General features: G+C 55.0%; 23 protein-coding genes and 4 tRNA genes. 21 read left to right on the top strand and 6 right to left on the bottom strand.

Features of this window, described 5'->3' with window-relative positions:
• The first annotated feature begins 31 nt into the window (after positions 1 to 31).
• The 15 genes from wecA to ACQG22_RS22735 all read left to right on the top strand — a co-directional run bounded on the left by wecA (position 32) and on the right by ACQG22_RS22735 (position 13,011).
• Positions 32 to 1,135, top strand: a complete 1,104-nt coding sequence (wecA, locus tag ACQG22_RS22805; protein WP_014833726.1) for a UDP-N-acetylglucosamine--undecaprenyl-phosphate N-acetylglucosaminephosphotransferase — start codon at positions 32 to 34, stop codon at positions 1,133 to 1,135.
• A gap of 13 nt (positions 1,136 to 1,148) precedes the next feature.
• A complete protein-coding gene (gene wzzE / locus ACQG22_RS22800) occupies positions 1,149 to 2,195 on the top strand; it encodes an ECA polysaccharide chain length modulation protein (RefSeq protein ID WP_028028025.1) in 1,047 nt (348 codons plus the stop codon).
• Positions 2,196 to 2,251: 56 nt separating this feature from the next.
• The gene (gene wecB / locus ACQG22_RS22795) at positions 2,252 to 3,382 is read left to right on the top strand and encodes a non-hydrolyzing UDP-N-acetylglucosamine 2-epimerase (protein WP_028028026.1); all 1,131 of its coding nucleotides are present in this window, start codon (positions 2,252 to 2,254) and stop codon (positions 3,380 to 3,382) included.
• Entirely contained in the window at positions 3,379 to 4,641 is a 1,263-nt protein-coding gene (wecC, locus tag ACQG22_RS22790; protein WP_038420803.1) for a UDP-N-acetyl-D-mannosamine dehydrogenase, read from the top strand. Before wecB ends, wecC begins: the two co-directional genes overlap by 4 nt.
• The gene (rffC, locus tag ACQG22_RS22785; protein WP_038420802.1) at positions 4,638 to 5,315 is read left to right on the top strand and encodes a dTDP-4-amino-4,6-dideoxy-D-galactose acyltransferase; all 678 of its coding nucleotides are present in this window, start codon (positions 4,638 to 4,640) and stop codon (positions 5,313 to 5,315) included. The genes wecC and rffC overlap by 4 nt, the downstream gene beginning before the upstream one ends.
• A 4-nt stretch (positions 5,316 to 5,319) precedes the next feature.
• A complete protein-coding gene (rffA, locus tag ACQG22_RS22780) occupies positions 5,320 to 6,450 on the top strand; it encodes a dTDP-4-amino-4,6-dideoxygalactose transaminase (protein ID WP_014833721.1) in 1,131 nt (376 codons plus the stop codon).
• 1 nt (position 6,451) lies between these two features.
• A complete protein-coding gene (gene wzxE, locus ACQG22_RS22775; RefSeq protein WP_102752782.1) occupies positions 6,452 to 7,702 on the top strand; it encodes a lipid III flippase WzxE in 1,251 nt (416 codons plus the stop codon).
• Positions 7,699 to 8,778 (top strand): TDP-N-acetylfucosamine:lipid II N-acetylfucosaminyltransferase, encoded by a 1,080-nt coding sequence (locus tag ACQG22_RS22770; RefSeq protein WP_369706811.1) that lies wholly within the window; start codon positions 7,699 to 7,701, stop codon positions 8,776 to 8,778. The genes wzxE and ACQG22_RS22770 overlap by 4 nt, the downstream gene beginning before the upstream one ends.
• Positions 8,775 to 10,127: an ECA oligosaccharide polymerase gene (wzyE, locus tag ACQG22_RS22765; protein WP_014833719.1), complete on the top strand. Its 1,353-nt coding sequence runs from the start codon at positions 8,775 to 8,777 to the stop codon at positions 10,125 to 10,127. The genes ACQG22_RS22770 and wzyE overlap by 4 nt, the downstream gene beginning before the upstream one ends.
• A gap of 12 nt (positions 10,128 to 10,139) precedes the next feature.
• The gene (gene wecG, locus ACQG22_RS22760; RefSeq protein WP_369706810.1) at positions 10,140 to 10,880 is read left to right on the top strand and encodes a lipopolysaccharide N-acetylmannosaminouronosyltransferase; all 741 of its coding nucleotides are present in this window, start codon (positions 10,140 to 10,142) and stop codon (positions 10,878 to 10,880) included.
• Between the two features lie 197 nt (positions 10,881 to 11,077).
• Complete coding sequence (thrP, locus tag ACQG22_RS22755; protein WP_038985266.1) at positions 11,078 to 12,463, top strand: bifunctional threonine/serine APC transporter ThrP; 1,386 nt, start codon at positions 11,078 to 11,080, stop codon at positions 12,461 to 12,463.
• 102 nt (positions 12,464 to 12,565) lie between these two features.
• Positions 12,566 to 12,642 (top strand) — tRNA-Arg (locus ACQG22_RS22750).
• A gap of 67 nt (positions 12,643 to 12,709) precedes the next feature.
• Positions 12,710 to 12,785, top strand: a tRNA-His gene (locus ACQG22_RS22745).
• A 20-nt stretch (positions 12,786 to 12,805) separates the two neighbouring features.
• A tRNA-Leu gene (locus tag ACQG22_RS22740) sits at positions 12,806 to 12,892 on the top strand.
• A 42-nt stretch (positions 12,893 to 12,934) separates the two neighbouring features.
• A tRNA-Pro gene (locus ACQG22_RS22735) sits at positions 12,935 to 13,011 on the top strand.
• A gap of 506 nt (positions 13,012 to 13,517) precedes the next feature.
• On the opposite strand, the gene ACQG22_RS22730 is transcribed toward ACQG22_RS22735, so the two are convergent.
• The 5 genes from ACQG22_RS22730 to hemC form a co-directional block, all read right to left on the bottom strand.
• Positions 13,518 to 14,729, bottom strand: coding sequence for an MFS transporter (locus ACQG22_RS22730; protein ID WP_222169264.1), 1,212 nt, complete (start codon positions 14,727 to 14,729; stop codon positions 13,518 to 13,520).
• A 155-nt stretch (positions 14,730 to 14,884) separates the two neighbouring features.
• On the bottom strand, positions 14,885 to 16,084 hold the full coding sequence (gene hemY / locus ACQG22_RS22725) for a protoheme IX biogenesis protein HemY (RefSeq protein ID WP_014833715.1): 1,200 nt from the start codon (positions 16,082 to 16,084) through the stop codon (positions 14,885 to 14,887).
• A gap of 2 nt (positions 16,085 to 16,086) precedes the next feature.
• Entirely contained in the window at positions 16,087 to 17,283 is a 1,197-nt protein-coding gene (gene hemX, locus ACQG22_RS22720; protein ID WP_038420796.1) for a uroporphyrinogen-III C-methyltransferase, read from the bottom strand.
• A 21-nt stretch (positions 17,284 to 17,304) separates the two neighbouring features.
• Complete coding sequence (gene hemD / locus ACQG22_RS22715; RefSeq protein WP_047352127.1) at positions 17,305 to 18,045, bottom strand: uroporphyrinogen-III synthase; 741 nt, start codon at positions 18,043 to 18,045, stop codon at positions 17,305 to 17,307.
• Positions 18,042 to 18,983 carry a hydroxymethylbilane synthase gene (hemC, locus tag ACQG22_RS22710; protein WP_032618596.1) on the bottom strand — a complete coding sequence of 314 codons (942 nt, stop codon included), beginning with the start codon at positions 18,981 to 18,983 and terminating at the stop codon, positions 18,042 to 18,044. The genes hemD and hemC overlap by 4 nt, the downstream gene beginning before the upstream one ends.
• Before the next feature lie 350 nt (positions 18,984 to 19,333).
• On the opposite strand from hemC, the gene cyaA reads away from it, so the two are divergent.
• Complete coding sequence (gene cyaA, locus ACQG22_RS22705; RefSeq protein WP_369706809.1) at positions 19,334 to 21,877, top strand: class I adenylate cyclase; 2,544 nt, start codon at positions 19,334 to 19,336, stop codon at positions 21,875 to 21,877.
• A gap of 73 nt (positions 21,878 to 21,950) precedes the next feature.
• On the opposite strand, the gene cyaY is transcribed toward cyaA, so the two are convergent.
• Positions 21,951 to 22,271, bottom strand: coding sequence for an iron donor protein CyaY (cyaY, locus tag ACQG22_RS22700; RefSeq protein WP_013099261.1), 321 nt, complete (start codon positions 22,269 to 22,271; stop codon positions 21,951 to 21,953).
• 135 nt (positions 22,272 to 22,406) lie between these two features.
• Between cyaY and lptM the strand changes: the two genes are divergently transcribed.
• Genes lptM through yigB form a run of 5 tightly spaced genes read left to right on the top strand, consistent with a single transcriptional unit; the run spans position 22,407 to position 25,789 of the window.
• The gene (gene lptM / locus ACQG22_RS22695; RefSeq protein WP_013099260.1) at positions 22,407 to 22,610 is read left to right on the top strand and encodes an LPS translocon maturation chaperone LptM; all 204 of its coding nucleotides are present in this window, start codon (positions 22,407 to 22,409) and stop codon (positions 22,608 to 22,610) included.
• 35 nt (positions 22,611 to 22,645) lie between these two features.
• Positions 22,646 to 23,470 (top strand): diaminopimelate epimerase, encoded by an 825-nt coding sequence (dapF, locus tag ACQG22_RS22690; RefSeq protein WP_013099259.1) that lies wholly within the window; start codon positions 22,646 to 22,648, stop codon positions 23,468 to 23,470.
• Positions 23,467 to 24,174 carry a DUF484 domain-containing protein gene (locus ACQG22_RS22685; protein ID WP_013099258.1) on the top strand — a complete coding sequence of 236 codons (708 nt, stop codon included), beginning with the start codon at positions 23,467 to 23,469 and terminating at the stop codon, positions 24,172 to 24,174. Before dapF ends, ACQG22_RS22685 begins: the two co-directional genes overlap by 4 nt.
• Positions 24,171 to 25,073, top strand: a complete 903-nt coding sequence (xerC, locus tag ACQG22_RS22680) for a tyrosine recombinase XerC (protein ID WP_013099257.1) — start codon at positions 24,171 to 24,173, stop codon at positions 25,071 to 25,073. Before ACQG22_RS22685 ends, xerC begins: the two co-directional genes overlap by 4 nt.
• A complete protein-coding gene (gene yigB / locus ACQG22_RS22675) occupies positions 25,073 to 25,789 on the top strand; it encodes a 5-amino-6-(5-phospho-D-ribitylamino)uracil phosphatase YigB (protein ID WP_369706808.1) in 717 nt (238 codons plus the stop codon). Before xerC ends, yigB begins: the two co-directional genes overlap by 1 nt.
• The last annotated feature ends 71 nt before the right edge of the window (positions 25,790 to 25,860 follow it).

Genomic DNA, 25,860 nt, shown 5'->3' with positions numbered 1-25,860 from the left:
CGGGACTAACATTTGTTGAGAGCAATCCATTGTGAATCTACTCACCGCCGTTACTGAGCTGATCAGTATTTTTTTATTCACAACCTGTTTTTTGTTCATCGCGCGTAAGGTGGCAAAAAGAATAGGGTTGGTGGATAAGCCCAATTTCCGTAAACGTCATCAGGGACTTATTCCTCTGGTTGGAGGGATTTCTGTTTACGCTGGCATTTGTTTCACATTTGGCATTGCGGATTATTATATTCCACACGCAGCCCTCTATCTTGCCTGTGCGGGTGTCCTGGTCCTTGTCGGGGCACTGGATGACCGATTCGATATCGCGGTGAAAATCCGCGCCACCGTTCAGGCGGCGATTGGCGTGATTATGATGGTCGTCGGCGGACTTTACCTGAGAAGCCTCGGCTATGTCTTTGGCCCATGGGAATTAGTCCTGGGTCCATTTGGCTTCTTCCTGACGCTTTTTGCTGTCTGGGCAGCGATTAACGCTTTCAACATGGTGGATGGTATTGACGGTCTGCTTGGCGGATTGTCATCGGTTTCGTTTGCCGCAATCGGCATCATTCTCTGGTTTGATGGTCAGTACAGCCTGTCAATGTGGTGTTTTGCCATGATTGCCGCCATCCTGCCTTATATTCTCCTTAATCTCGGTGCGCTGGGGCGTCGCTATAAAGTCTTTATGGGTGACGCCGGCAGTACGCTAATCGGTTTTACCGTTATCTGGATTTTGCTCGAAACTACGCAGGGTAAAACTCACCCGATTAGCCCGGTAACCGCGCTGTGGATTATCGCCATTCCGTTAATGGATATGGTGGCGATTATGTATCGCCGTCTGCGTAAAGGGATGAGTCCTTTCTCTCCCGATCGCCAGCATATTCATCATCTCATCATGCGTGCGGGCTTTACTTCCCGTCAGGCGTTTGTCCTGATTACCCTTGCCGCCGCTATTCTGGCCGCGATTGGCGTTGCCGCAGAATATGCTCATTTCATTCCTGAATGGGTAATGTTGGTATTATTCTTGCTAGCATTTTTCCTGTACGGCTACTGCATTAAGCGCGCATGGAAAGTGGCGCGATTCATTAAACGTCTGAAACGCAGGATGCGTCGTAACAATGACAAAAACACAACATTAACTAAGTAAAACCGGGACTATGATGACTCAACCGTTGGCGGGAGCGAAATCAGTGGTAACTGAGAATGAACTGGATATTCGGGGTTTGTTTCGCGTGTTATGGGCAGGCAAACTTTGGATTGCGGGGATCGCGCTGGGGTTCGCACTGTTAGCGCTGGCCTACACTTTCTTTGCAAAGCAGGAGTGGAGCGCCACGGCAATTACAGACAGACCAACGGTTAACATGCTCGGCGGGTTTTATTCCCAGCAGCAGTTCCTGCGCAACCTGGATATCAAGGCGAATCTGGCGACGCCCGATCAGGCTTCCGTTATGGATGAGGCGTATAAAGAGTTTGTCATGCAGCTGGCCTCCTGGGACACGCGTCGTGATTTCTGGAGCCAGACGGATTATTACAAGCAACGCATGGTGGGCAACAGCAAAGCCGATGCCGCGCTGCTGGATGACCTGATTAACAACATTCAGTTTATGCCGGGCGATGCGCTGCGTAATGTTAATGACAGCGTCAAACTGATTGCAGAGACGGCGCCGGATGCCAATAACCTGTTGCGCCAGTATGTCGCTTTTGCCAGCCAGCGCGCCGCAAGTCATCTTAATGAAGAACTCAAAGGCGCCTGGGCGGCCCGTACCATCCAGATGAAAGCGCAGGTAAAACGTCAGGAAGAGGTGGCTAAAGCCATATTCTCCCGCCGTGTTCATAACATTGAACAGGCACTCAAAATTGCGGAACAGCACAATATTTCTCGCAGCGAAACGGACGTTCCGGCGGATGAACTGCCTGATTCTGAAATGTTCCTGCTTGGTCGTCCAATGCTGCAGGCTCGTCTGGAAAACCTGCAGGCCGTTGGCCCTGATTTTGACCTCGACTACGATCAAAACCGCGCCATGCTCACCACCCTGAATGTTGGTCCAACGCTGGACCCGCGTTTTCAGACCTATCGTTATTTGCGAACGCCTGAAGAACCTGTAAAACGCGATAGTCCGCGTCGTGCATTCCTGATGATCATGTGGGGGATTGTAGGCGCACTGACGGGCGCTGGCGTGGCGTTAATACGTCGTCGCACAAATTAAGAACGCCGTCTACGATGAAGGCTACGGCCTTCATCGCCTAATCGAAGAGAATCGATGTGAAAGTACTTACCGTATTTGGCACCAGGCCGGAGGCCATCAAGATGGCGCCTCTGGTGCATGCGCTGGCCAGCGATCCTGATATTGAAGCGAAAGTGTGCGTCACGGCGCAACACCGGGAGATGCTCGATCAGGTTTTAACGCTCTTTTCCATCGTCCCGGACTACGACCTCAATATAATGAAGCCGGGGCAGGGATTAACGGAGATTACCTGCCGTATCTTGCAAGAGTTAAAGCCCATTCTGGAATCCTTTAAGCCTGATGTCGTGCTGGTGCATGGCGACACCACCACCACCGTGGCAACCAGTCTGGCAGCGTTTTATCAACGTATTCCTGTCGGCCACGTTGAAGCGGGCCTGCGCACCGGCAACCTTTATTCGCCGTGGCCGGAAGAAGCCAACCGCACGCTTACCGGACATCTGGCGATGTACCACTTTGCACCCACCGAAAATTCGCGCCAGAACCTGCTGCGTGAAAATATTGCCGACAAAAAAATCTTTGTGACCGGCAATACGGTTATTGATGCCCTGATTTGGGTGCGTGACCGTGTGCTGGCTAACAACGAACTTCAGGCAGAACTCGCTGCGCGCTACCCGTTCCTGAACAACGGCAAAAAAACCATTCTGGTCACCGGCCACCGTCGTGAAAGCTTTGGCCGGGGTTTCGAGCAAATCTGTCATGCGCTGGCTGAAATCGCCGCGCAAAACGAAGATGTGCAGATTGTCTATCCGGTGCATCTCAACCCTAACGTCAGCGAGCCGGTCAACCGCATTCTGGGACATGTTGAAAATGTCCTTCTGATTGAGCCGCAGGACTACATGCCGTTTGTCTGGCTTATGAATCATGCCTGGCTGATCCTCACCGATTCAGGCGGTATTCAGGAAGAAGCACCTTCACTCGGCAAGCCGGTGCTGGTAATGCGTGAAACCACCGAGCGCCCGGAGGCGGTAAAAGCGGGCACGGTGCGTCTGGTCGGCACGGATAAGCAGCGTATCGTCGATGAAGTGACACACCTGCTGCACGACGAAGAAGCGTATCAGGCGATGAGCCGGGCCCATAACCCGTACGGTGATGGGCTGGCTTGTGGCCGTATTTTGCATGCACTTAAACACAATCGGGTATCGCTATGAGTTTTACTACCATCTCTGTCATTGGTCTTGGCTACATTGGCTTGCCTACTGCGGCAGCATTTGCCTCTCGTCAAAAACAGGTTGTAGGCGTGGACATCAATGCGCGCGCGGTGGAAACCATTAACCGTGGCGAAATCCATATTGTGGAGCCCGATCTCGACCGCGTGGTCAAAGAGGCCGTTGATGGGGGATTCCTGCGCGCCAGTACCACGCCGGTTGAAGCCGATGCTTATCTCATTGCTGTGCCGACGCCATTCAAAGGCGACCATGAACCCGACATGGTCTACGTCGAGGCCGCTGCGAAATCTATTGCACCTGTGCTCAAGAAAGGGGCGCTGGTGATCCTGGAGTCCACTTCTCCGGTTGGCGCAACCGAGCAGATGGCACAGTGGCTGGCAGAAGCCCGGCCGGATTTAAGCTTCCCGCAGCAGGCGGGAGAGCAGGCCGATATCAATATCGCCTACTGTCCGGAGCGCGTGCTGCCGGGGCAGGTGATGGTCGAACTGATTAAAAATGACCGCGTGATTGGCGGGATGACGCCTGTTTGTTCCGCTCGTGCCAGCGCGCTGTACAAGATTTTCCTCGAAGGCGAATGCGTGGTGACGAACTCCCGTACCGCAGAAATGTGCAAACTGACGGAAAACAGCTTTCGCGATGTGAACATCGCTTTTGCCAACGAACTTTCGCTCATTTGTGCCGATCAGGGGATTAACGTCTGGGAATTAATCAGCCTGGCGAATCGTCATCCGCGCGTTAATATTCTGCAGCCAGGCCCGGGCGTGGGCGGTCACTGTATCGCCGTCGATCCATGGTTTATCGTGGCGCAAAACCCCGATCAGGCACGCCTGATCCGCACCGCGCGTGAAGTTAACGACAGCAAGCCACACTGGGTTCTCAACCAGGTTAAAACCACGGTGGCAGATTGTCTGGCTGAGAGTGGCAAACGGGCCAGTGAACTGAAAATTGCCTGCTTTGGCCTGGCATTCAAACCTAACATCGACGATCTGCGCGAAAGCCCGGCGATGGAAATTGCTGAGATGATTGCCCAATGGCACACGGGCGAAACGCTGGTAGTCGAGCCGAATATTCATGAACTGCCGGCAAAACTGGCGGGGCACTGCACGCTTACCGCGCTGGATGACGCGCTGGCCACGGCGGACGTACTGGTGCTGCTGGTGGATCATAAAGAGTTTAAAGCGACCCCCGCTGATGCCGTACAGCAGCGTTACATTGTTGATACCAAAGGTGTCTGGCGTTGAGCAACCTGAACGGGACGCTTGAGTCCCTAGAGTGGGAGAGCCATTTTTTTGGTCTGCCTTCAGCCATTCTGCGTTTGCGCGAAACTGCACCGGCACTGACTGACGCCGACTTTCGCGTCTGGCAGCGGGTACAGGCGAAGATCCCGGCGGACCGCGCCGACCTGCTGGATGCGCTTCAGCAACACGGTTTTCAGCTGGTGGAAGGCGAAGTCGATCTTGCCATTACGCTAACCCGGCATGAGGCGCCAGGCGCGGAGGTTGCCGCTGAGCAGGATATCCCGGTGCTGCGCGAAATGGCGGCGCAGGCGTTTGCCCGCAGCCGCTTTCGTGCGCCCTGGTATGCACCTGAGGACAGCGGACGTTTCTATGCCCAGTGGATTGAGAATGCGGTAAAAGGGACGTTCGATCATGTTTGTCTGGTGTTCCGCGCGGCGGACGGCCAGATCCAGGGTTTTGTTTCGCTTCGCAAGCTCAACGAGCGCGAGGCGCGTATCGGCTTATTAGCTGGCCGGGGTGTGGGCGAGAAACTCATGCAGGCGGCGCTACACTGGGCGCAGCAGCAACAGGTCTCGACGCTGCGGGTGGCAACCCAGATGGGCAACACCGCTGCGCTTAAACGTTATATTGCGAGTGGTGCCAACATCGACGCCACCGCCTACTGGTTATACAGGTGACAAGATGATTCCATTTAACGCACCACCCGTCGTGGGAACCGAACTCGACTATATGCAGTCTGCTATGGGCAGCGGCAAACTCTGCGGTGATGGTGGGTTTACCCGTCGCTGCCAGCAGTGGATGGAACAGCGTTTTCACAGCGCTAAAGTGCTGCTGACCCCCTCCTGTACGGCGTCGCTGGAAATGGCTGCGCTGTTGCTCGATATTCAGCCCGGTGATGAAGTGATTATGCCGAGCTACACCTTCGTCTCCACGGCGAACGCGTTTGTGTTACGCGGGGCGAAAATCGTCTTTGTGGATATTCGTCCGGACACCATGAATATCGATGAAACGCTGATTGAAGCGGCGATCACTGATAAAACGCGGGCGATTGTTCCGGTCCATTACGCGGGCGTGGCCTGTGAAATGGACACCATTATGGCGATCGCGAAAAAGCATAACCTGTTTGTTGTGGAAGATGCCGCTCAGGGCGTGATGTCCACCTACAAAGGACGCGCGCTCGGCACCATCGGCCACATCGGCTGCTTTAGCTTCCACGAAACCAAAAATTACACCGCAGGTGGTGAAGGTGGCGCGACGCTGATTAACGACCGCGCGCTGGTTGAGCGTGCGGAAGTGATCCGCGAAAAAGGCACCAACCGCAGCCAGTTCTTCCGTGGCCAGGTTGATAAGTATACCTGGCGCGATATTGGCTCAAGCTATCTGATGGCGGATCTGCAGGCGGCGTACCTGTGGGCACAGCTGGAGGCGGCAGAGCGCATTAACTTGCAGCGTTTGTCCCTGTGGCAGACCTATTACGACGCGCTGGCACCGCTGGCAAAAGCCGGGCGTATTGCGCTGCCGACCATTCCGGCAGACTGCGTCCACAATGCCCATATGTTCTACATCAAACTGCGCGATAACGACGATCGCAGCAAGCTGATTGCCTGGCTGAAAGAGGCTGAGATTATGGCGGTGTTCCACTACATTCCGCTGCACTCCAGCCCGGCCGGTGAAGCGTTCGGGACATTCGCGGGTGAAGACCGCTATACCACGAAAGAAAGTGAGCGTTTGCTTCGCTTACCACTGTTCTACAACCTCGCGCCGGTTAACCAGCGTACGGTGATTAATACCCTTCTGAGCTATTTCGGCTGATATGTCTCTGGCAAAAGCATCGGTGTGGACCGCCGCGTCCACGCTTGTCAAAATTGGCGCCGGGCTGCTGGTCGTCAAGCTGTTGGCCGTCTCATTCGGCCCTTCTGGGGTGGGTCTGGCGGGCAATTTCCGCCAGCTTGTCACCGTCCTTGGGGTATTGGCCGGCGCCGGGATCTTCAACGGCGTTACGAAATACGTTGCACAGCATCAGGATGACGCAGCGCAGTTGCGCAAAGTCGTCGGCACATCGTCGGCGATGGTGTTAGGTTTCTCTACTCTGCTGGCCGCGGTGTTTCTGCTGGCGGCGGCCCCCATTAGCCAGGGGCTGTTTGGACACATGCATTATGAAGGGCTGGTGCGTCTGGTCGCTCTGGTTCAGATGGGGATCGCGTGGGCTAACCTGCTACTGGCGCTGATGAAAGGATTTCGTGATGCAGCCGGGAACGCGCTTGCGCTGATCCTGGGCAGCGTTATAGGTGTTATCGCCTATTACTTCTGCTACCGCCTGGGCGGGTATGAAGGCGCGCTGCTGGGTCTGGCGCTGGTACCTGCGTTAGTGGTCGTTCCGGCGGCGTTTATGCTGATGCGTCGTGGCGTTATCCCCTTAAGCTACCTGAAACCGCAGTGGGACAAGGTGCTTGCGGGTCAACTGGGTAAATTTACCCTGATGGCGCTCATTACCTCTGTTACGCTGCCAGTGGCTTACGTGATGATGCGAAACCTGCTGGCGGCGCATTACAGCTGGGATGTGGTGGGAATTTGGCAGGGCGTAAGCAGCATTTCTGACGCCTACCTCCAATTTATAACGGCTTCCTTTAGCGTCTGGTTGCTGCCAACCTTATCTCGTCTGAGCTCCCGACAGGATATTACCCGCGAGATTACCCGCTCGCTGCGTTTTGTGCTTCCCGCCGTGGCGGCGGCCAGTTTTACCGTGTGGTTATTGCGCGATGTCGCCATCTGGCTGCTCTTTTCGGCGAAATTCATCGCCATGCGCGATCTGTTTGCCTGGCAGCTGGTGGGGGATGTACTGAAAGTAGGCGCTTACGTATTCGGGTATCTGGTGATTGCGAAAGCCTCGCTGCGTTTGTATATCCTGGCAGAGATAAGCCAGTTTACGCTCCTGACGGCGTTCTCACACTGGCTGATCCCGGCACACGGTGCACTGGGGGCGGCTCAGGCCTATATGGCAACCTATATCGTTTATTTCGCTGCCTGTTGCGGCGTATTTTTACTTTGGCGTAAACGCGCATGACTGCACTGATTCACATACTGGGATCGGATATCCCACACCATAACCAGACCGTTTTGCGGTTCTTCAACGATGAGCTGGCCCCGGACAATCCCGATGCACGCGAGTTTATGGTTGCAGGCCAGGACAGGGGGCTTAGCGAGATGTGTCCGGCGCTGACGCTTACCTTCTGGCCGGATAAAGCCGCCCTGGCGAAGGCAGTTGTCGCGAAAGCGAAAGCGGATCGTGAGCAGCGCTTCTTCTTCCATGGACAATTTAATACCGGTCTGTGGCTGGCTCTTCTGAGTGGCGGGATTAAACCTTCCCAGTGCAGCTGGCATATCTGGGGAGCCGATCTCTATGAAGTCTCCCGCGGCTGGAAGTTCCGACTCTTTTACCCGCTACGGCGTATAGCGCAGGGGCGGTTCGGCTGTGTTTTCGCCACCCGTGGCGATCTCAATTACTTTGCGAAACAGCACCCCAACGTTCGCGGTGAGTTGCTCTATTTCCCGACACGCATGAATCCGGCGCTGAATAACATGGCAAACGATACGCCGCGTGAGGGTAAGCTGACGATCCTGGTGGGTAACTCTGGCGATCGCAGCAATGAGCATATTGCTGCGCTGAAGGCGGTACATCAGCAGTTTGGTGACACGGTGAATGTCGTTGTGCCGATGGGCTATCCGGCCAACAATGATGCTTACATCAATGACGTTCGCCAGCAGGCCCTGGGATTGTTTAGCCCGGAGAATGTGAACATCCTGCGCGATAAGCTGGAATTTGATGAATATCTGGCGCTGCTTCGCCAGTGCGATCTCGGCTATTTCATCTTTGCCCGCCAGCAGGGGATTGGCACGCTGTGCCTGCTGATTCAGGCAGGCGTTCCCTGTGTGCTTAATCGCGATAATCCGTTCTGGCAGGATATGGCTGAACAACATATTCCGGTGCTGTTCACCACGGATACCCTGAACGTGGAGGTGGTACGTGAAGCTCAGCGTCAACTGGCGCTGGTGGATAAAAGTACCATCGATTTCTTTAGTCCGAACTACCTTACGCCGTGGCACCGTGCGCTGCGTATCGCTTCAGGAGACAACGCATGAGCCAGTTGCAATTCAGCGGCTTGTTAGTGGTATGGCTTCTGAGCACGCTATTTATCGCCACTCTGACCTGGTTTGAGTTCCGCCGCGTGCGTTTTAACTTTAACGTCTTCTTCTCGTTACTGTTTCTTCTGACCTTCTTCTTCGGTTTTCCGCTGACCAGTATTCTGGTTTTCCGTTTTGACGTGAGTGTCGCGCCGCCGGAAATCCTGCTCCAGGCACTCTTGTCGGCGACCTGCTTCTATGCGGTGTACTACGTCACCTATAAAACGCGTCTGCGTGCGGTGAAAGCGAGTGCGCCGCGTCGTCCGCTGTTCACCATGAACAGGGTAGAGACCCATCTGACGTGGGTAATGCTGATGACCATCGCGCTGGTCAGCGTGGGGATCTTCTTCATGCATAACGGCTTTTTGCTGTTTAAGCTGCACTCCTACAGTCAGATTTTTTCTGCGGAAGTTTCGGGCGTGGCGCTCAAGCGCTTCTTCTATTTCTTCATCCCGGCAATGCTGGTGATCTTTTTCCTGCGCCAGGACAGTAAGGCCTGGCTCTTCTTCCTGGTGAGCACGGTCGCCTTTGGTTTCCTGACCTACATGATTGTGGGTGGGACGCGCGCCAACATTATTATCGCCTTTGCGATTTTCCTGTTTATCGGCATCATTCGCGGATGGATCTCCCTGTGGATGCTGGCGGCAGCGGGCGTGTTTGGCATTGTGGGGATGTTCTGGCTGGCCCTTAAGCGCTATGGACTGAACGTGGCCGGTGACGAAGCGTTTTACACCTTCCTGTATCTCACGCGCGACACCTTCTCGCCGTGGGAAAACCTCGCTTTACTGCTGCAAAACTACGACAAGATCGATTTCCAGGGGTTGGCGCCCATTGTGCGTGACTTCTATGTGTTTATCCCGTCGTGGCTGTGGCCTGACCGCCCGGGTGCCGTGCTCAATACGGCGAACTACTTCACCTGGGAAGTGCTGAACAACCATTCAGGCCTGGCAATTTCCCCTACGCTGATTGGTTCGCTGGTGGTGATGGGCGGAAGCTGGTTTATTCTGCCGGGCGCGGTTGTGGTAGGGCTGATTATCAAATGGTTTGACTGGCTCTATGTGCTCGGCAACGAAGAGACCAATCGCTACAAGGCCGCCATTTTGCACAGTTTCTGCTTTGGTGCCATTTTCAATATGATCGTTCTGGCGCGCGAGGGGCTGGATTCATTCGTCTCGCGCGTGGTTTTCTTCATGGTCGTTTTCGGCGTCTGCCTGCTGCTGGCCAAACTGCTGTACTGGCTGTTTGACAGTGCAGGGCTTGTGCATAAGCGCGAGCCACAGGGCAGCAGAACGCTGTCGCAAGTCTGAGTAAGGATAGTCATGACCGACACAACCTCTGCACCGCGCTACGCGCTGCGTGGCCTGCAGCTTATTGGCTGGCGCGATATGCAACACGCGCTGGATTTTCTCTTTGCGGGTGGCCAGATGAAATTCGGTACGCTGGTCGCCATCAATGCAGAGAAGATGCTGGCGGTAGAAGATAACGCTGAAGTCAGAAGTCTGATCGAGGCCGCCGAGTTTAAATACGCGGACGGTATCAGCGTGGTACGCTCGATCCGCAAAAAGTTTCCTGGTGCTAATGTTTCACGCGTCGCGGGGGCCGATCTCTGGGAACAGTTGATGGCACGTGCAGGGGCAGAAGGCACGCCCGTATTTCTTATTGGCGGTAAGTCTGAGGTCCTGGCGCAGACCGAGCAGAAGCTGCGGCGTCAGTGGAATGTTAATATTGTGGGTAGCCAGGACGGCTATTTTAAACCCGAGGACCGGCAGGCGCTGTTTGACCGCGTGCGCGACAGCGGGGCGAAAATTGTCACCGTGGCGATGGGCTCACCGCGCCAGGAAATCCTGATGCGTGATTGCCGTCTGGTTTGCCCGGATGCCCTCTATATGGGCGTCGGCGGGACCTATGACGTCTTCACTGGCCATGTAAAACGTGCGCCGAAGGTATGGCAAAACCTGGGACTGGAGTGGCTGTACCGCCTGCTGTCGCAACCAACACGTATTAAACGCCAGCTCCGTCTGCTGCGTTATCTCGCCTGGCACTACACCGGGAAAATGTAATCAAAATGTAGCGCGATATGCTGTTCGCGCTGCAACTCCCCTGCAAAACTGCTGCGAAACTGTGCAATGCATTTATTTTTTTAATGCATTGTTTGCCATTTTGCAGAATTTAAGAAACCATTCGCTCCGTATTTTAGTACCCCTAAAAAACAATACCTGGTATTAAGCCGGGAAACAGCAAACACAACCGAGGATCTATGGCAGAGAAAAAACCGGAGCTACAGCGTGGGCTGGAAGCTCGTCATATTGAACTGATAGCGCTGGGCGGCACTATTGGTGTGGGCCTGTTTATGGGCTCTGCAAGCACGCTCAAATGGGCCGGGCCATCCGTTCTGCTGGCGTATATTATTGCTGGCCTGTTCGTTTTCTTCATCATGCGTTCGATGGGCGAAATGCTTTTCCTGGAGCCAGTGACCGGCTCTTTCGCCGTCTATGCGCACCGCTACATGAGCCCGTTCTTCGGCTACCTGACGGCCTGGTCATACTGGTTTATGTGGATGGCGGTGGGTATCTCGGAGATTACCGCAATCGGGGTGTATGTGCAGTTCTGGTTCCCGGATATGGTCCAGTGGATACCGGCGCTGATTGCTGTGGGGCTGGTGGCAATGGCAAACCTGGCAGCCGTTCGCCTTTATGGTGAAATCGAGTTTTGGTTTGCGATGATTAAAGTCACCACCATCATCGTGATGATTGTGGTTGGACTCGGCGTCATTTTCTTCGGCTTTGGCAACGGTGGTCACGCGATTGGCTTCGGTAACCTGACCGGGCACGGTGGCTTCTTCGCTGGTGGCTGGAAAGGCTTCCTGACGGCGCTGTGTATCGTTGTCGCGTCCTATCAGGGCGTTGAGCTTATCGGTATTACAGCCGGTGAAGCGAAGAACCCGCAGGTCACGCTGCGTAGTGCGGTGGGTAAGGTGCTGTGGCGTATCCTGATTTTCTATGTGGGGGCGATCTTCGTTATCGTGACCATCTTCCCGTGGAATGAGATCGGCACGACAGGCAGCCCGTTTGTCTTAACATTCGCGAAGATTGGTATTACGGCGGCAGCAGGTATTATCAACTTTGTCGTCCTGACGGCGGCGTTGTCTGGCTGTAACAGCGGAATGTACAGCTGTGGTCGTATGCTCTATGCGCTTTCGAAGAACAATCAATTGCCTGCGGCAATGAGTAAAGTGTCCCGCGCGGGTGTGCCTGTTGCGGGTGTGGCGGTGTCGATTGCCATCCTGCTGATTGGCTCATGTCTGAACTACATTATTCCAAATCCGCAGCGCGTATTTGTTTATGTCTACAGCGCCAGCGTGCTGCCGGGGATGGTGCCGTGGTTCGTTATTCTGATTAGCCAGCTGCGTTTCCGCCATGCGCATAAACAGGCGATTGCCAGCCATCCGTTCCGCTCGATTCTGTTCCCGTATGCGAACTATTTGACGATGGCGTTCCTGATTTGCGTATTAATCGGGATGTACTTTAATGATGATACCCGCATGTCGCTGTTTGTCGGGATGATCTTCCTGGCGGCAGTCACTGCAGCCTATAAGCTATTTGGGCTGGGGCGCCGCGTCACCACGCAGAAAGTGGAGGAATAAGCGGCAAAATGTGCAAACCATAACCAAACGCGCATTTTTTTCAAAAAAGCACTAGACAGCGGGGTCGGAGGTACGTAATATCCAGCCCCGCAACGGCGCTAAGCGCCCGTAGCTCAGCTGGATAGAGCGCTGCCCTCCGGAGGCAGAGGTCTCAGGTTCGAATCCTGTCGGGCGCGCCATTTTAGTCCCGGCGCTAGAGCTGCGGTGGTCTGAGAAGTAGTCAGTACCGCGTGAAAGAATACAGTGGTGGCTATAGCTCAGTTGGTAGAGCCCTGGATTGTGATTCCAGTTGTCGTGGGTTCGAATCCCATTAGCCACCCCATTATTGAAGAGTTGTGAATTGCGAAGGTGGCGGAATTGGTAGACGCGCTAGCTTCAGGTGTTAGTGTTCTTACGGACGTGGGGGTTCAAGTCCCCCCCCTCGCACCACGACTTTAATGAATTGAACTAAAAATTCAAAAAGCAGTACATCGGCGAGTAGCGCAGCTTGGTAGCGCAACTGGTTTGGGACCAGTGGGTCGGAGGTTCGAATCCTCTCTCGCCGACCAATTTTGAACCCCGCTTCGGCGGGGTTTTTTGTTTTCTGCGGCTTTTCACCTCTGTATCCATTCCCCAACATACGCGTTTCCTGTTGTCGCGAACCAGCGACACTTAATTAATTGAAAACTAAAATAATATTGCATCAGCGTCTTAACCGTCTCTTTCTGACGACACTTCTGCGCTTTTACCGATATCTTATGGTGCGTCAGACGGGTCTTAGCAGCAGAAATTCCTTTTATCTTAAAATGTTGCGCGATGTAAAATTTGTTCGTGTAACGTTGGCATGTAACGTGCAATAATATACGTGTAGATGCTCATTCTATCTCTTATGTTCGCCTTCGTGCCTCATAAACTCAGGAATGATGCAGAGCCATTTACGGTGCTTATCGTCCACTGACAGATGTCGCTTCTGCCTCATCAGACACCATGGGCATAACGTTGAGTGAAGCACCAAATATGTTGTCTTACAGACCTGTTTTAACGCCTGCTTTTATAGCAGGCGTTTTTTTATGCCTTATTCACGGTAACGAAACATGACCAGGGCTGCCAGAAGCAGCGCACCCGCAGAGACAATATACATTGCCTGTAGTGCCTCTAACGCGGCGGTTAATGCCGCTGCAATACCGGTGAACAAAGAGGCACTGAGCGTTTGCCAGCGCCAGACTTTTCCACTCGCTGAAGCAGTCTGCGTAGAGTGAAAGTTGCTGAGCACACCATATGTTCCCACCGCGAAAACAACGTTTGATGCCAGATGTGCAATAAAAATCATCCCCAGTGCACACACCATCCAACCAGATAAAAACGGGATCACACCGTAAGCCGCTAAAAAGAGGCTAAGGCAGAGCATTAACAATGGTGTGTGCGCAGTGAGCCGCGGCAGGCTGTCTCTCTTCAGCAGTATAGGGCCGCAAAGCTGCCCCATACTCCTGGCAAAGAGAAGCGGTAAGGCGAGATCCGCAGCATCCTCCGGTTGGATCTGCTGCGCTAGCGCCGGTAAAAGCGCCATGGCGGGTGAACCGACGGCTGCCAGAACGGGCAAAATGAGTAAACTGCGTTTTTGCCGGAGGGTCAGCGCATGCCACCGCAGCATAACCGGGGAGCCTTCGTCTGGGGATAAAGAGCGTGCTTGCGCAGTAAATGTCCTTCCAGCCAGCCACAGCATAAACATTGACCCCAGAAAGCTGGCAGCATCGATTGCCAGCAATGTCATCACCGATATTCGCTGGAAAAGTACTACGCCCAGTCCGGTACCGAGCAGTACCTGAGCCGCAAAAATCACGTTTTCAAGACAGGTTGCTGCAGGAAGCTCTGCTTTACTGAGTCCGCGTTTAAAGAGCAACGTTAGGGCCGGCCAGCTCATCCCATTCAACAGGGCTTCGGTGGATTGCACAGCAAGCAGCGCTGAAATACTGTGATAATGAATACCCAGCAGTGGGAATAACAGGGCGAGTAAGCCCAACCCCTCTGACAGGATCAACAAAGAGACGGGAGAATAGTGTGCGCACAGTTTTTCGCTGATGATGCTGCCGATAAAACCAGGCACCGTTGCAAAAAGAAAGGCGAGCGTAAGCAGAGTGGCTGGTGCCGACCAGTCTAAAAGTAAACCGAAGACAACAACCTGAGTTAACCCATTTCCCAACGACGTAAAAATAAAGGCGCAGGCCAGCAAACGCAGCCAGCGATGACAGCGCAGCGCTTCAACAAGCGCATACAAAAGCGAGTTCATGACGATTTCCTTTCAAAAACGATTTAGTCCACGCGGCTGATGCGCGTGTGTGTAAAAAGGTTAATGAAAAGAGATCGTTACATTGGTCGGAACGTTTCCTGATGGATATGCAAAAAGGGTGCGTAAAAAAGGAGGCCGTCCGGCCTCCTTAACGATTATTGCTGATTTCCGTTATTCTGCAATGTCAAAAGCAGACCGTCGCGCCGCATGGCGGCAGCTTCTTCCGGTTTATGCTGCTTGTCGAGCGTATCGGCAAGCCACGCGTAGTCAAACGCGTCCGGGCGCTGTTTTAACGCCGCACGGAAGGCGAGGCTCGCCTCCTGCCATTCACCGTGTTTCATCAGCGACTGGCCCAGCGTGCTCCAGAGCAGCGGACGATCGCCAACGGTTTTGATCTGTTGACGCAGCACTTTTTCGATTTGCTCAGGGTTGTTGGTTTTCAGACGCGGGATCACCATGACCAGACGATCGTCGTACTGGCGCTTCAGACCGTCGAGGAGGATCTCCTGAGCCGTGTCATGATCGTCACATTCAATCAGGTGTTCCGCCATTGCCACCTGCAGAGGAACCTGCTGACGCGTTTTGCGGCTCTGATTCTTCCACCAGGTTTTCAGACCATCGCTACCCAGATCGGCACGCGCCTGATCCATCAAACCAATCCACGCCATGCGCTGGAGTTCGTCACGATGTTCATCATCACCCACGTCGGCTTTCGCCATCGAAGGAATAATGTCCAGCAGTGAACCCCATGCACCGGTACGGATATAGGCCTGCTCGGCAAGGCGCAGCACTTCAGGGTGGCGAGGAGTGATTTCCAGCAGACGGTCAACGCCGTGGCGCGCCGCATGGTTTTCATTACGTGCCAGCTGCAGGCGAACGCGGGTGATCTCAACCGGGATCTGGTTGTCGGACGCCATCTCCGACGCGCGCTCCAGATGCTGATTGGCGCGGGCCTCGTCACCACGCTGTTGAGCTGCTTCAGCAGCCAACAGATAGTTCACGACGGGTTGTTCGGCGTGATCGGCGTTTTTGGACATCAGCTTTTCCACCTGCTGATAGTCGCCCTCGGCGAGCTTAATCAGCGCCTGCTCGGTCTGCTTACGGGCGCGACGGCGCTTGCGGCCAACGAACCAGCCACGGGTATGGGCACCGGTGCGGAAAATACGGCGCAGGATCCACTCCAGCGCCAGCAGCACCACAACGCCCAGGATCAGAATGATCACCAGACCCGTTACGCTGGTTTCGATGTTGTAATTGTCGGTCTGGATCAACACGTATCCCTGGTGACCGGCAAGCATCGGCCCAAGGACGATCCCGGCGATCAGCAGGATAAAGAGTAAGAGTACTTTAAGCATCGTTACTCTCCTTGTGGGGCGCTTTCAGGCGCGGGCGCGGCGGCTGGTGCAGGTTCACCCGTCTGCTCAGCCGGAACGCCCGGCTGTGCCAGCAGGTTACGTACGCGCGTTTGCATCAGCTTTTCCAGAATCGGCTGGCTGGCCAGTTTATCCGGCACGTTCATGGTGATGTTCTGCTGACTCAGTTTGTCGATGTCATCGAGGAACGCCGTGGTGGTGGCATCATCGGTATCGTAGTAAGCACGTACCCATGTGGAGACGTTATCCAGCGCCTGTTTGTAGGTCTCTTCCTGATGACGTGGCACGGCCTGGGCCGCGACCAGCAGACGGGAACGAATGTTCTCACGCAGGTAGATATCCTGGTTCGGCGCTAACAGCGGCACGGCGGTTTCATCACGGCGACGAATGGTGATGAAGCTGTCCATAAAGTTCTGCCAGCTTTTTTGCAGGTTTACACGCCACTCGCTCAGGGAGCTGGACAGCTCGGTGCCGTCGGAATCCATGGGCGAATCGTCGTCGTTGTTATCTGCCAGTTGCAGGTTATCAATCTGGTTCGAGAGCTGATTTACCTTGAGGATGATGCCGTCATAATCCACCTGAGAAACGGCGGAGAGGCTGGCGATGTCTTCGGTAATGGCGCGACGTGCGGTGATGAGGCTTGGATCGTTCATGTCCGCCAGACTCGCATCTGCGCTTTTCAGCAGAGCGGCGGCGGTGGTGACATCCTGATCGCTCCAGAGCTTACGCCCGGCCAGTTTCACCAGAAAATCAGCCTGAGAAAGCAGCCAGGTTTTGGCATCGGTACCGGAAATGGTGGCCACTTTTTGCTGTACTTCGTCCAGCTGTTTGGTTAGCTCTTCCTGTTTGCTGTTCGCATCGGCAAGCGCGGCGGCCTGCTGTTTGATGACGCCTTCCAGCTCGGTTTTTTGTGTCTCCTGCGCTTTTTGCAGCGCGGCGAGCTGATTAACCAGCGCGTCGCTGGTTGCCGTCTGATTGGTGCTTTGCTGTTTCACCAGGCCGTAGAGGCTGACGCCTGCTGCCAGCGCAATGGCGATGGCAATCGCGCTCAGCGCGAGGCTGGTCTTGTTGCTGCCGTTTTTCTTCTCAACGGTTTTCTCAGTCGTTTCTGACTGTGGCGTCATGTCCACAGTCTCCCTGGTCTCTTCAACCACGGCGGAGGATTTGTCGTGTTCCGTCATTATGGCATCCCATTATGAGAGTTATTGTAATGCGCGCAGCAGCGCATCGTTGTCGGCGTTATCAGCGATCCGAATATCTTGCCAGCCCAGTTCCCGGGCGAGGTTCGCCAGACGCTCACTGACGACCAAAAGCCGACAGTGGAGTAACCAGTTTTCACGATACCAAAGCGGCACCAGCGACCAGAGTTGCTGCAGCATTTCGCCGCTGGTCACTACCAGCGTTGTAATGCCGCGCGTATGCCAGCGCATCGCCTCTTGTGCACCATCGTAATGTTTTGCACAGCGTTGATAACATTCGCAAAACGTGACGTCAGCTCCGCGTTCACGCAGCTTTTCGCCTAACAGTTCGCGTCCGCCGTTACCGCGTAAAATCAGCGCACGTTTTCCGATTAGGGTTTGTAATTCAGGTAATTGTAGCAAGACTTCGCTGGTTTCCCGATCTAACGGGTAACGTACGTCTGCTCCACTTACGGTATGCAGCGCCAGGGCGGTGGAACGGCCAATCGCGAAATAGCGTGGCGCGGTAGGCCAGTTCAGTCCCTGCTGTTGTAGCTGCGCATGGGCAAATTCCACGGCATGTTGCGACAAGGCAAACAGCAGGTCGCCTTCCTGAAGGGTATTCATATGGTCGGCGAGCGCGGACAACTCCCGACCCGGGGAGAATTCAATAAGCGGAAAACTCCAGGCCACCTGCCCCAGTGCGCGCAGACGGCTCACTAACTGCTCTCCTGCGGGAGAAGGGCGGGTGACGAGAATACTCATGCAGGGGGCTCTCCATCGTAAACGTCAGCCAGAATCTCGCGGGCACCGTTATCCAGTAACTCTTCCGCCAGCGAAACGCCAAGCTGCTCAGCATCTTGCGGTTTACCGCGGCGCTCACCGCGTACCATCTGCGAACCGTCCGGCGCGCCAACCAGCGCACGCAGCCACAGTTCACCGTTAATTAATTCAGCATAGCTGCCAATCGGCACCTGGCACCCCCCTTCAAGGCGGGTATTCATCGCACGCTCGGCTTTGACGCGAATGGCCGTCTCGTCATGATTCAGCGGCGCAAGCAGTTCACGGGTACGCCTGTCATCCAGACGGCACTCAATACCTACAGCGCCCTGTCCCACGGCCGGCAAAGAGAGCTCCGGTGGCAACGCGACGCGAATGCGTGACTCCAGCCCCAGACGCTTAAGTCCTGCTACCGCGAGGATAATGGCATCGTAATCGCCGTTATCCAGCTTGCCCAGACGCGTGCCAACGTTACCGCGCAGCGAGCGTATGATCAGATCCGGACGGCGTTCAGCCAACTGACACTGGCGGCGTAAACTGGACGTGCCAACCACGCTGCCTTTGGGCAACGCATCAAGCGAGTCAAACTGGTTAGAGACAAACGCATCGCGCGGATCCTCGCGCTCGCAAATGGTCACCAGCCCCAGCCCTTCCGGGAACTCGACGGGCACGTCTTTCATCGAATGCACGGCGATATCGGCGCGGTTCTCAAGCAATGCCAGTTCCAGTTCTTTGACAAACAAGCCTTTGCCGCCCACTTTCGCCAGCGGCGTATCAAGGATCACATCGCCGCGCGTGACCATGGGCACCAGCTCGACGCGCAAGCCGCTGTGGCAGGCTTCCAGGCGCTGCTTAACATAATGTGCCTGCCAGAGCGCAAGAGGGCTTTGGCGTGTGGCAATTCTCAAAACATTGTCTAACATGCTTGTTACCGTCATTATCAATCGCTAACCATCCTAACATTGTTGACTCTGGGATGGCAGTTTTACGGTGATGAAGAAGAGAGGGACAGGGCGGGAGTTCTCGTCAGCCACAGCCGTATTAAGGAATTTACACGTACAGAACGGTGCTACACTTTGTATGTAGCGCAACTTTCTTTACGGTCAATCGGCAAGGTGTTAAATTGATCACGTTTTAGACCATTTTTTCGTCGGTACCAGCATAATGATAAGGGCGAAAAAGGGTAACGGTTATCTTTTTGAAATACTGCGGGCTCGCTGTTATTTTGGTTTTTGAATAGCTTGCGACACCCGGAAACATCAGGCGATACGTCTTGTACCTCTATATTGAGACTCTGAAACAGAGACTGGATGCCATCAATCAACTGCGTGTGGATCGCGCGCTTGCTGCCATGGGCCCTGCTTTCCAGCAGGTATACAGTCTGCTGCCGACATTATTGCACTATCACCATCCGCTGATGCCGGGTTACCTTGACGGTAACGTTCCCAAGGGCATTTGCCTTTTCACGCCTGATGAAACCCAACAGCATTATCTCAACGAACTTGAACTCTACCGTGGCATGCCGCCGCAGGAATCCCCGAAAGGTGAACTGCCTATCACCGGCGTTTACTCCATGGGGAGCACCTCTTCGGTAGGGCAAAGCTGTTCGTCTGACCTGGACATCTGGGTCTGCCATCAATCCTGGCTCGATAACGAAGAGCGTCAGTTGCTGCAGCGTAAATGTAGCCTGCTGGAAAGCTGGGCGGCATCGCTTGGCGTGGAAGTGAGCTTCTTCCTGATTGATGAAAACCGTTTCCGCCATAACGAAAGCGGCAGTCTGGGTGGTGAGGACTGTGGCTCAACGCAGCACATTTTATTGCTGGACGAATTTTACCGTACGGCAGTGCGTCTGGCCGGGAAGCGTATTCTGTGGAATATGGTCCCGTGCGAAGAAGAAGAGCATTACGATGATTACGTGATGTCGCTCTACGCGCAGGGCGTACTGACGCCAAACGAATGGCTGGATTTGGGCGGCCTGAGCTCCCTGTCAGCCGAAGAGTACTTTGGCGCGAGCCTCTGGCAGCTTTATAAGAGCATCGACTCACCGTACAAAGCGGTGCTGAAAACGCTGTTGCTCGAAGCCTATTCCTGGGAATACCCAACCCCACGCCTGCTGGCGAAAGATATCAAGCAGCGTCTGCACGACGGGGAGATTGTCTCCTTTGGGCTTGACGCCTACTGCATGATGCTGGAACGCGTTACCGAGTACCTGAAAGCCATTGATGACACCACGCGTCTCGACCTGGTGCGTCGATGTTTCTATCTCAAAGTTTGTGAGAAATTGAGCCGCGAACGCGCCTGCGTGGGCTGGCGTCGTGAAGTAGTTTCTCAGCTCGTCAAAGAGTGGGGATGGGGCGAAGACCGTCTCTCCATGCTCGACAATCGCGCCAACTGGAAAATCGATCAGGTGCGTGAAGCGCACAACGAACTGCTTGATGCGATGATGCAAAGCTACCGTAACCTGATCCGCTTTGCGCGCCGTAACAACCTCAGCGTGTCCGCCAGCCCGCAGGACATCGGGGTATTGACCCGCAAACTGTATGCCGCGTTTGAAGCGCTGCCGGGCAAAGTCACCCTGGTTAACCCGCAAATTTCGCCCGATCTGTCAGAGCCAAACCTGACCTTTATCTATGTGCCGCCGGGCCGCGCGAACCGCACCGGGTGGTATCTGTATAACCGTGCCCCAAGCATGGATTCGATCATTAGCCATCAGCCGCTGGAGTATAACCGTTACCTGAACAAGCTGGTGGCCTGGGCCTGGTTTAACGGCCTGCTGACCTCGCGCACCCGCCTGTTTATCAAAGGCAACGAGGTGGTCGATTTAGCCAAACTGCAGGAGATGGTGGCAGATGTCTCCCATCACTTCCCGCTGCGTCTGCCAGCACCCACGCCAAAAGCGCTCTACAGCCCGTGTGAAATTCGTCATCTGGCGATTATCGTCAACCTGGAATATGACCCGACGGCGGCCTTCCGCAATCAGGTCGTGCATTTTGACTTCCGCAAGCTGGACGTCTTCAGCTTTGGCGAGCAGCAAAATTGCCTGGTCGGCAGCGTGGATCTGCTGTACCGCAACTCGTGGAACGAAGTGCGTACGCTGCACTTCAACGGCGAGCAGGCGATGATCGAAGCGTTGAAAACCATTCTCGGTAAGATGCACCAGGATGCCGCGCCGCCGGACAGCGTGGAAGTGTTCTGCTACAGCCAGCACCTGCGTGGTTTGATTCGTACCCGCGTGCAGCAGTTAGTTTCAGAGTGTATTGAGCTGCGTCTTTCCAGTACCCGTCAGGAAACCGGTCGCTTTAAAGCGCTGCGTGTTTCAGGGCAAACCTGGGGTCTGTTCTTCGAACGCCTGAACGTGTCGGTGCAGAAGCTGGAGAACGCCATTGAGTTTTACGGCGCGATTTCCCACAACAAACTGCATGGCCTGTCGGTTCAGGTGGAGACTAACCACGTCAAGCTGCCGCAGGTGGTGGATGGATTTGCCAGTGAAGGGATTATCCAGTTCTTCTTTGAAGAGTCGGGAGACGATGCCGGTTTCAACATCTATATTCTTGATGAGACCAACCGCGCAGAGGTGTATCACCACTGCGAAGGCAGTAAAGAGGAGCTGGTGCGTGACGTTAGCCGCTTCTACTCCTCATCACACGACCGCTTCACCTACGGCTCCAGCTTCATCAACTTCAACCTGCCGCAGTTCTACCAGATTGTTAATGTCGATGGCCGTGCGCAGGTGATTCCGTTCCGTACTCAGGCCGTCACGCCTGCCGTGCCTGCGAATCAGGATACCGCACCGCTGTTGCAGCAGTATTTCTCGTGATGCTTTTCGCCGGGTGGCTACGGTCCGAGCCGTTGTAGGCCCGGTAAGGCGTAGCCGCCACCGGGCAACAACACTACCTGAAACTCACATCTTCACCCGCCTGCGCGGTTGCAGCCTGCTCCAGCAGATCCCAGAAGGTTTCGCCGCTACGGTCACAAACCCATTCATCCCCTTTCAGATCGAAATGGTAGCCACCCTGTCTGGCCGCCAGCCATACCTGGTGAAGCGGCTCCTGGCGGTTAATAATAATTTTGCTGCCGTTTTCGAAACTGAGGGTCAGGATACCGCCGTTGATTTCACAATCGATATCGCTGTCGCCTTCCCAGTCGTCCAGGCGCTCTTCAATGGTCATCCACAGGGTGTCGGCAAGGCGATGGAATTCACTGTCGTTCATGGTTTTGTTCCTGTTTTTCGTGATGCCGGCAGTATAACCCTAAATAATTCCCGTTGCAGGAAAGCGGCAAACTCTTGCTTTTGTGTCTTCTCCTGCGATGATAGAAACAGATTTGAACTTACGGGCAACTTTATAATGAAAAACGCTTTCCGAACGCTTGCCGTTCTCATCACGCTGTTTAGTCTGACTGGCTGTGGGCTGAAGGGGCCGCTGTACTTCCCGCCAGCGGATAAAACCGCGCCGCCGCCGACGAAACCTGTGAACAGCGGCATTGAGTCATCTACGCCAGACACTAACGATCGTGGCAACAACGGTGGCCCGACTCAGGTTAATCTCTGACGATCACGTTCTGTACCCGCGCAATGGAGCAAATGATGCAGTTCTCTAAAATGCATGGCCTTGGTAACGATTTTATGGTCGTCGACGCGGTAACGCAGAATGTCTTTTTCTCCCCGGAACTGATCCGCCGCCTGGCGGATCGACACCTGGGCGTGGGGTTCGATCAGCTGCTGGTGGTTGAACCGCCGTACGATCCCGACCTCGATTTCCACTACCGTATTTTCAATGCGGATGGCAGCGAGGTGAATCAGTGCGGCAACGGCGCGCGCTGTTTTGCCCGCTTTGTCCGCCTGAAAGGGTTGACCAACAAACGCGATATCCGAGTCAGCACGGCGAATGGCCGCATGGTGCTCAGCGTTACCGATGACGAGCTGGTGCGCGTGAACATGGGCGAGCCAAACTTCGAACCTTCTGCGGTGCCGTTTCGCGCAAACAAAGCGGAAAAGACCTATATTATGCGTGCGGCCGAGCAGACAGTATTGTGTGGCGTCGTCTCGATGGGCAACCCACACTGTGTGATTCAGGTCGATAACGTGGAAACGGCCGCGGTTGAAACCCTGGGTCCGGTGCTGGAAAGCCATGAACGTTTCCCGGAACGGGCGAATATCGGTTTTATGCAGGTGGTGAAGCGTGAGCATATCCGTCTGCGCGTGTACGAGCGCGGCGCGGGCGAAACGCAGGCTTGCGGAAGCGGTGCCTGTGCTGCGGTGGCCGTCGGCATCTCTCAGGGGTTACTGGCCGAAGAGGTTCGCGTGGAGTTACCAGGCGGTCGTCTTGATATCGCCTGGAAAGGACCGGGTCATCCACTGTATATGACTGGCCCGGCGGCACATGTCTATGACGGGTTTATCCATCTATGAAACAACCAGGGGAAGAACTGCAGGAAACGGTGACGGAACTGGACGACAGGGCTGTTGTTGATTATCTGCTGCGCAATCCTGAGTTTTTTATTCGCAATGCACGCGTCGTCGAAGCGATGCGTGTGCCGCATCCGGTTCGCGGGACCGTGTCGCTGGTCGAATGGCACATGGCACGCTCGCGCAACCACATCAATCAGCTTGAAGAGAACATGACGCTGCTGATGGAGCAGGCCAACACGAACGAAAGCCTGTTCTATCGTCTTCTGCATCTGCAGGCGCGTCTGGCCTCGGCGCACAGCCTTGAAGAATTTCTCAGCCGCTTCCACCGCTGGGCGCGTGAACTGGGGCTGGCTGGTGCAACGATTCGTCTTTTCCCTGACCGCTGGCGCATTGGCGCGCCGTCCGGTTTTACCCATCTGGCGTTGAGTCGCCAGGCGTTTGAACCCCTGCGTATTCAGCGTCTGGGCCACGAACATCACTATCTTGGGCCGCTTAACGGGCCGGAACTGCTGGTGGTACTGCCGGAGGCGAAAGCGATAGGTTCGGTGGCGATGTCGATGATGGGGCGTGATGGCGATCTGGGGGTGATGTTATTTACCAGCCGCGACGCGCATCATTACGAGCAGGGACAAGGCACGCAGCTGCTGCAGGAGATCGCCCTGATGCTGCCTGAGCTGCTGGAGCGCTGGATTGAACGTGTATGACGGACGCCCTGCTCGCGACTGACGTCTCGCGCTTTCTGCGCTACCTGGGCGTTGAACGTCAGCTAAGCCCCATTACGCTGCTGAACTATCAGCGTCAGCTTGATGCCATCATGCAGATTGCCGATGAGATCGGCCTGAAAAGCTGGCAACAATGTGACGCTGCAACCGTCCGTGGGTTTGTTGTGCGCAGCCGTAAAAAAAACCTAAGCCCGGCGAGTCTGGCACTCAGGCTTTCTGCGCTGCGCAGTTTCTTCGACTGGCTGGTGAGCCAGGGCGGCTTAAAAGCCAACCCGGCGAAAGGCATCGCCACGCCGAAAGCCCCGCGTCACCTGCCGAAAAATATCGACGTCGACGATGTAAACCGCCTGCTGGATATTGACCTCAACGACCCGCTGGCCGTGCGCGATCGCGCGATGCTGGAGGTCATGTACGGTGCGGGTCTGCGTCTTTCCGAACTGGTTAATCTCGATTTAAAACATCTCGATCTGGAGTCCGGCGAAGTGTGGGTGATGGGTAAGGGCAGCAAAGAGCGCCGCCTGCCAATTGGCCGTAATGCCGTCTCGTGGATTGAGCACTGGCTGGATCTGCGCGGGCTTTTTGGCGCCGAGGAGGATGCGCTGTTCCTGTCGAAACTCGGCAAACGGATCTCGGCGCGTAACGTGCAGAAACGCTTTGCAGAGTGGGGCATTAAGCAGGGGCTCAACAGCCACGTCCATCCGCACAAGCTGCGCCACTCCTTTGCTACCCATATGCTGGAATCGAGTGGCGATCTGCGTGGCGTGCAGGAACTGCTCGGCCACGCGAATCTCTCCACCACCCAAATCTATACCCACTTAGACTTTCAACACCTTGCGTCGGTGTATGACGCGGCGCATCCACGCGCCAAACGGGGGAAATAATGCGTTTTTACCGCCCACTGGGTCACATCTCAGCCCTGACTTTTGATCTTGATGACACCCTTTATGACAACCGTGAAGTGATCCTGCGTACTGAGCAGGAGTCGCTGGCGTTTGTTCAGAACTACCATCCGGCGCTGAAGACGATGCAGAACAAGGACTTTCAGCTGCTGCGCCAGTCCCTGCGTGAGACCGAGCCGGATATTTATCACGATGTAACCGAATGGCGTCGCCGTGCGGTGGAGCAGGCGATGCTCAACGCTGGGCTGAGCGCACAGGATGCGGCAGTCGGAGCTGAAGCCGCAATGGAAAACTTCGCCAAATGGCGCAGCCGTATCGACGTGCCGCAGGAAACGCACGACACGCTGGCAAAACTGGCAGAAAAATGGCCGCTGGTCGCAATCACCAATGGCAATGCGCAGCCGGATCTGTTTGGTCTGGGGGATTACTTCGAATTTGTGCTGCGGGCGGGTCCGCACGGGCGCTCGAAGCCGTTTAACGATATGTATCATCTGGCGGCGGAGAAGCTGAACCTGCCGCTCGGCGAAATGTTGCATGTGGGTGATGACCTGACCACAGACGTAGCGGGTGCCATCCGCTGCGGTATGCAGGCCTGCTGGATCAAGCCAGAAAAGACGGACCTGATGATCGCCCCGGACAGCCGTCTTCTGCCGCACCTGGAAATTTCACGGTTGGCATCCCTCACGACGCTGATATAATCACCAGTAATATTGTATAAATTACCAGGGTTTTTGCAGTTGTAGGCCCGGTAAGCAAAGCGCCACCGGGC

The sequence above is a fragment of the Enterobacter cloacae complex sp. 309I3 genome, from assembly GCF_050031595.1.
Classification (GTDB): Bacteria; Pseudomonadota; Gammaproteobacteria; order Enterobacterales; family Enterobacteriaceae; genus Enterobacter; species Enterobacter cloacae.
This window is presented reverse-complemented; position numbering and strand designations above follow the sequence as displayed.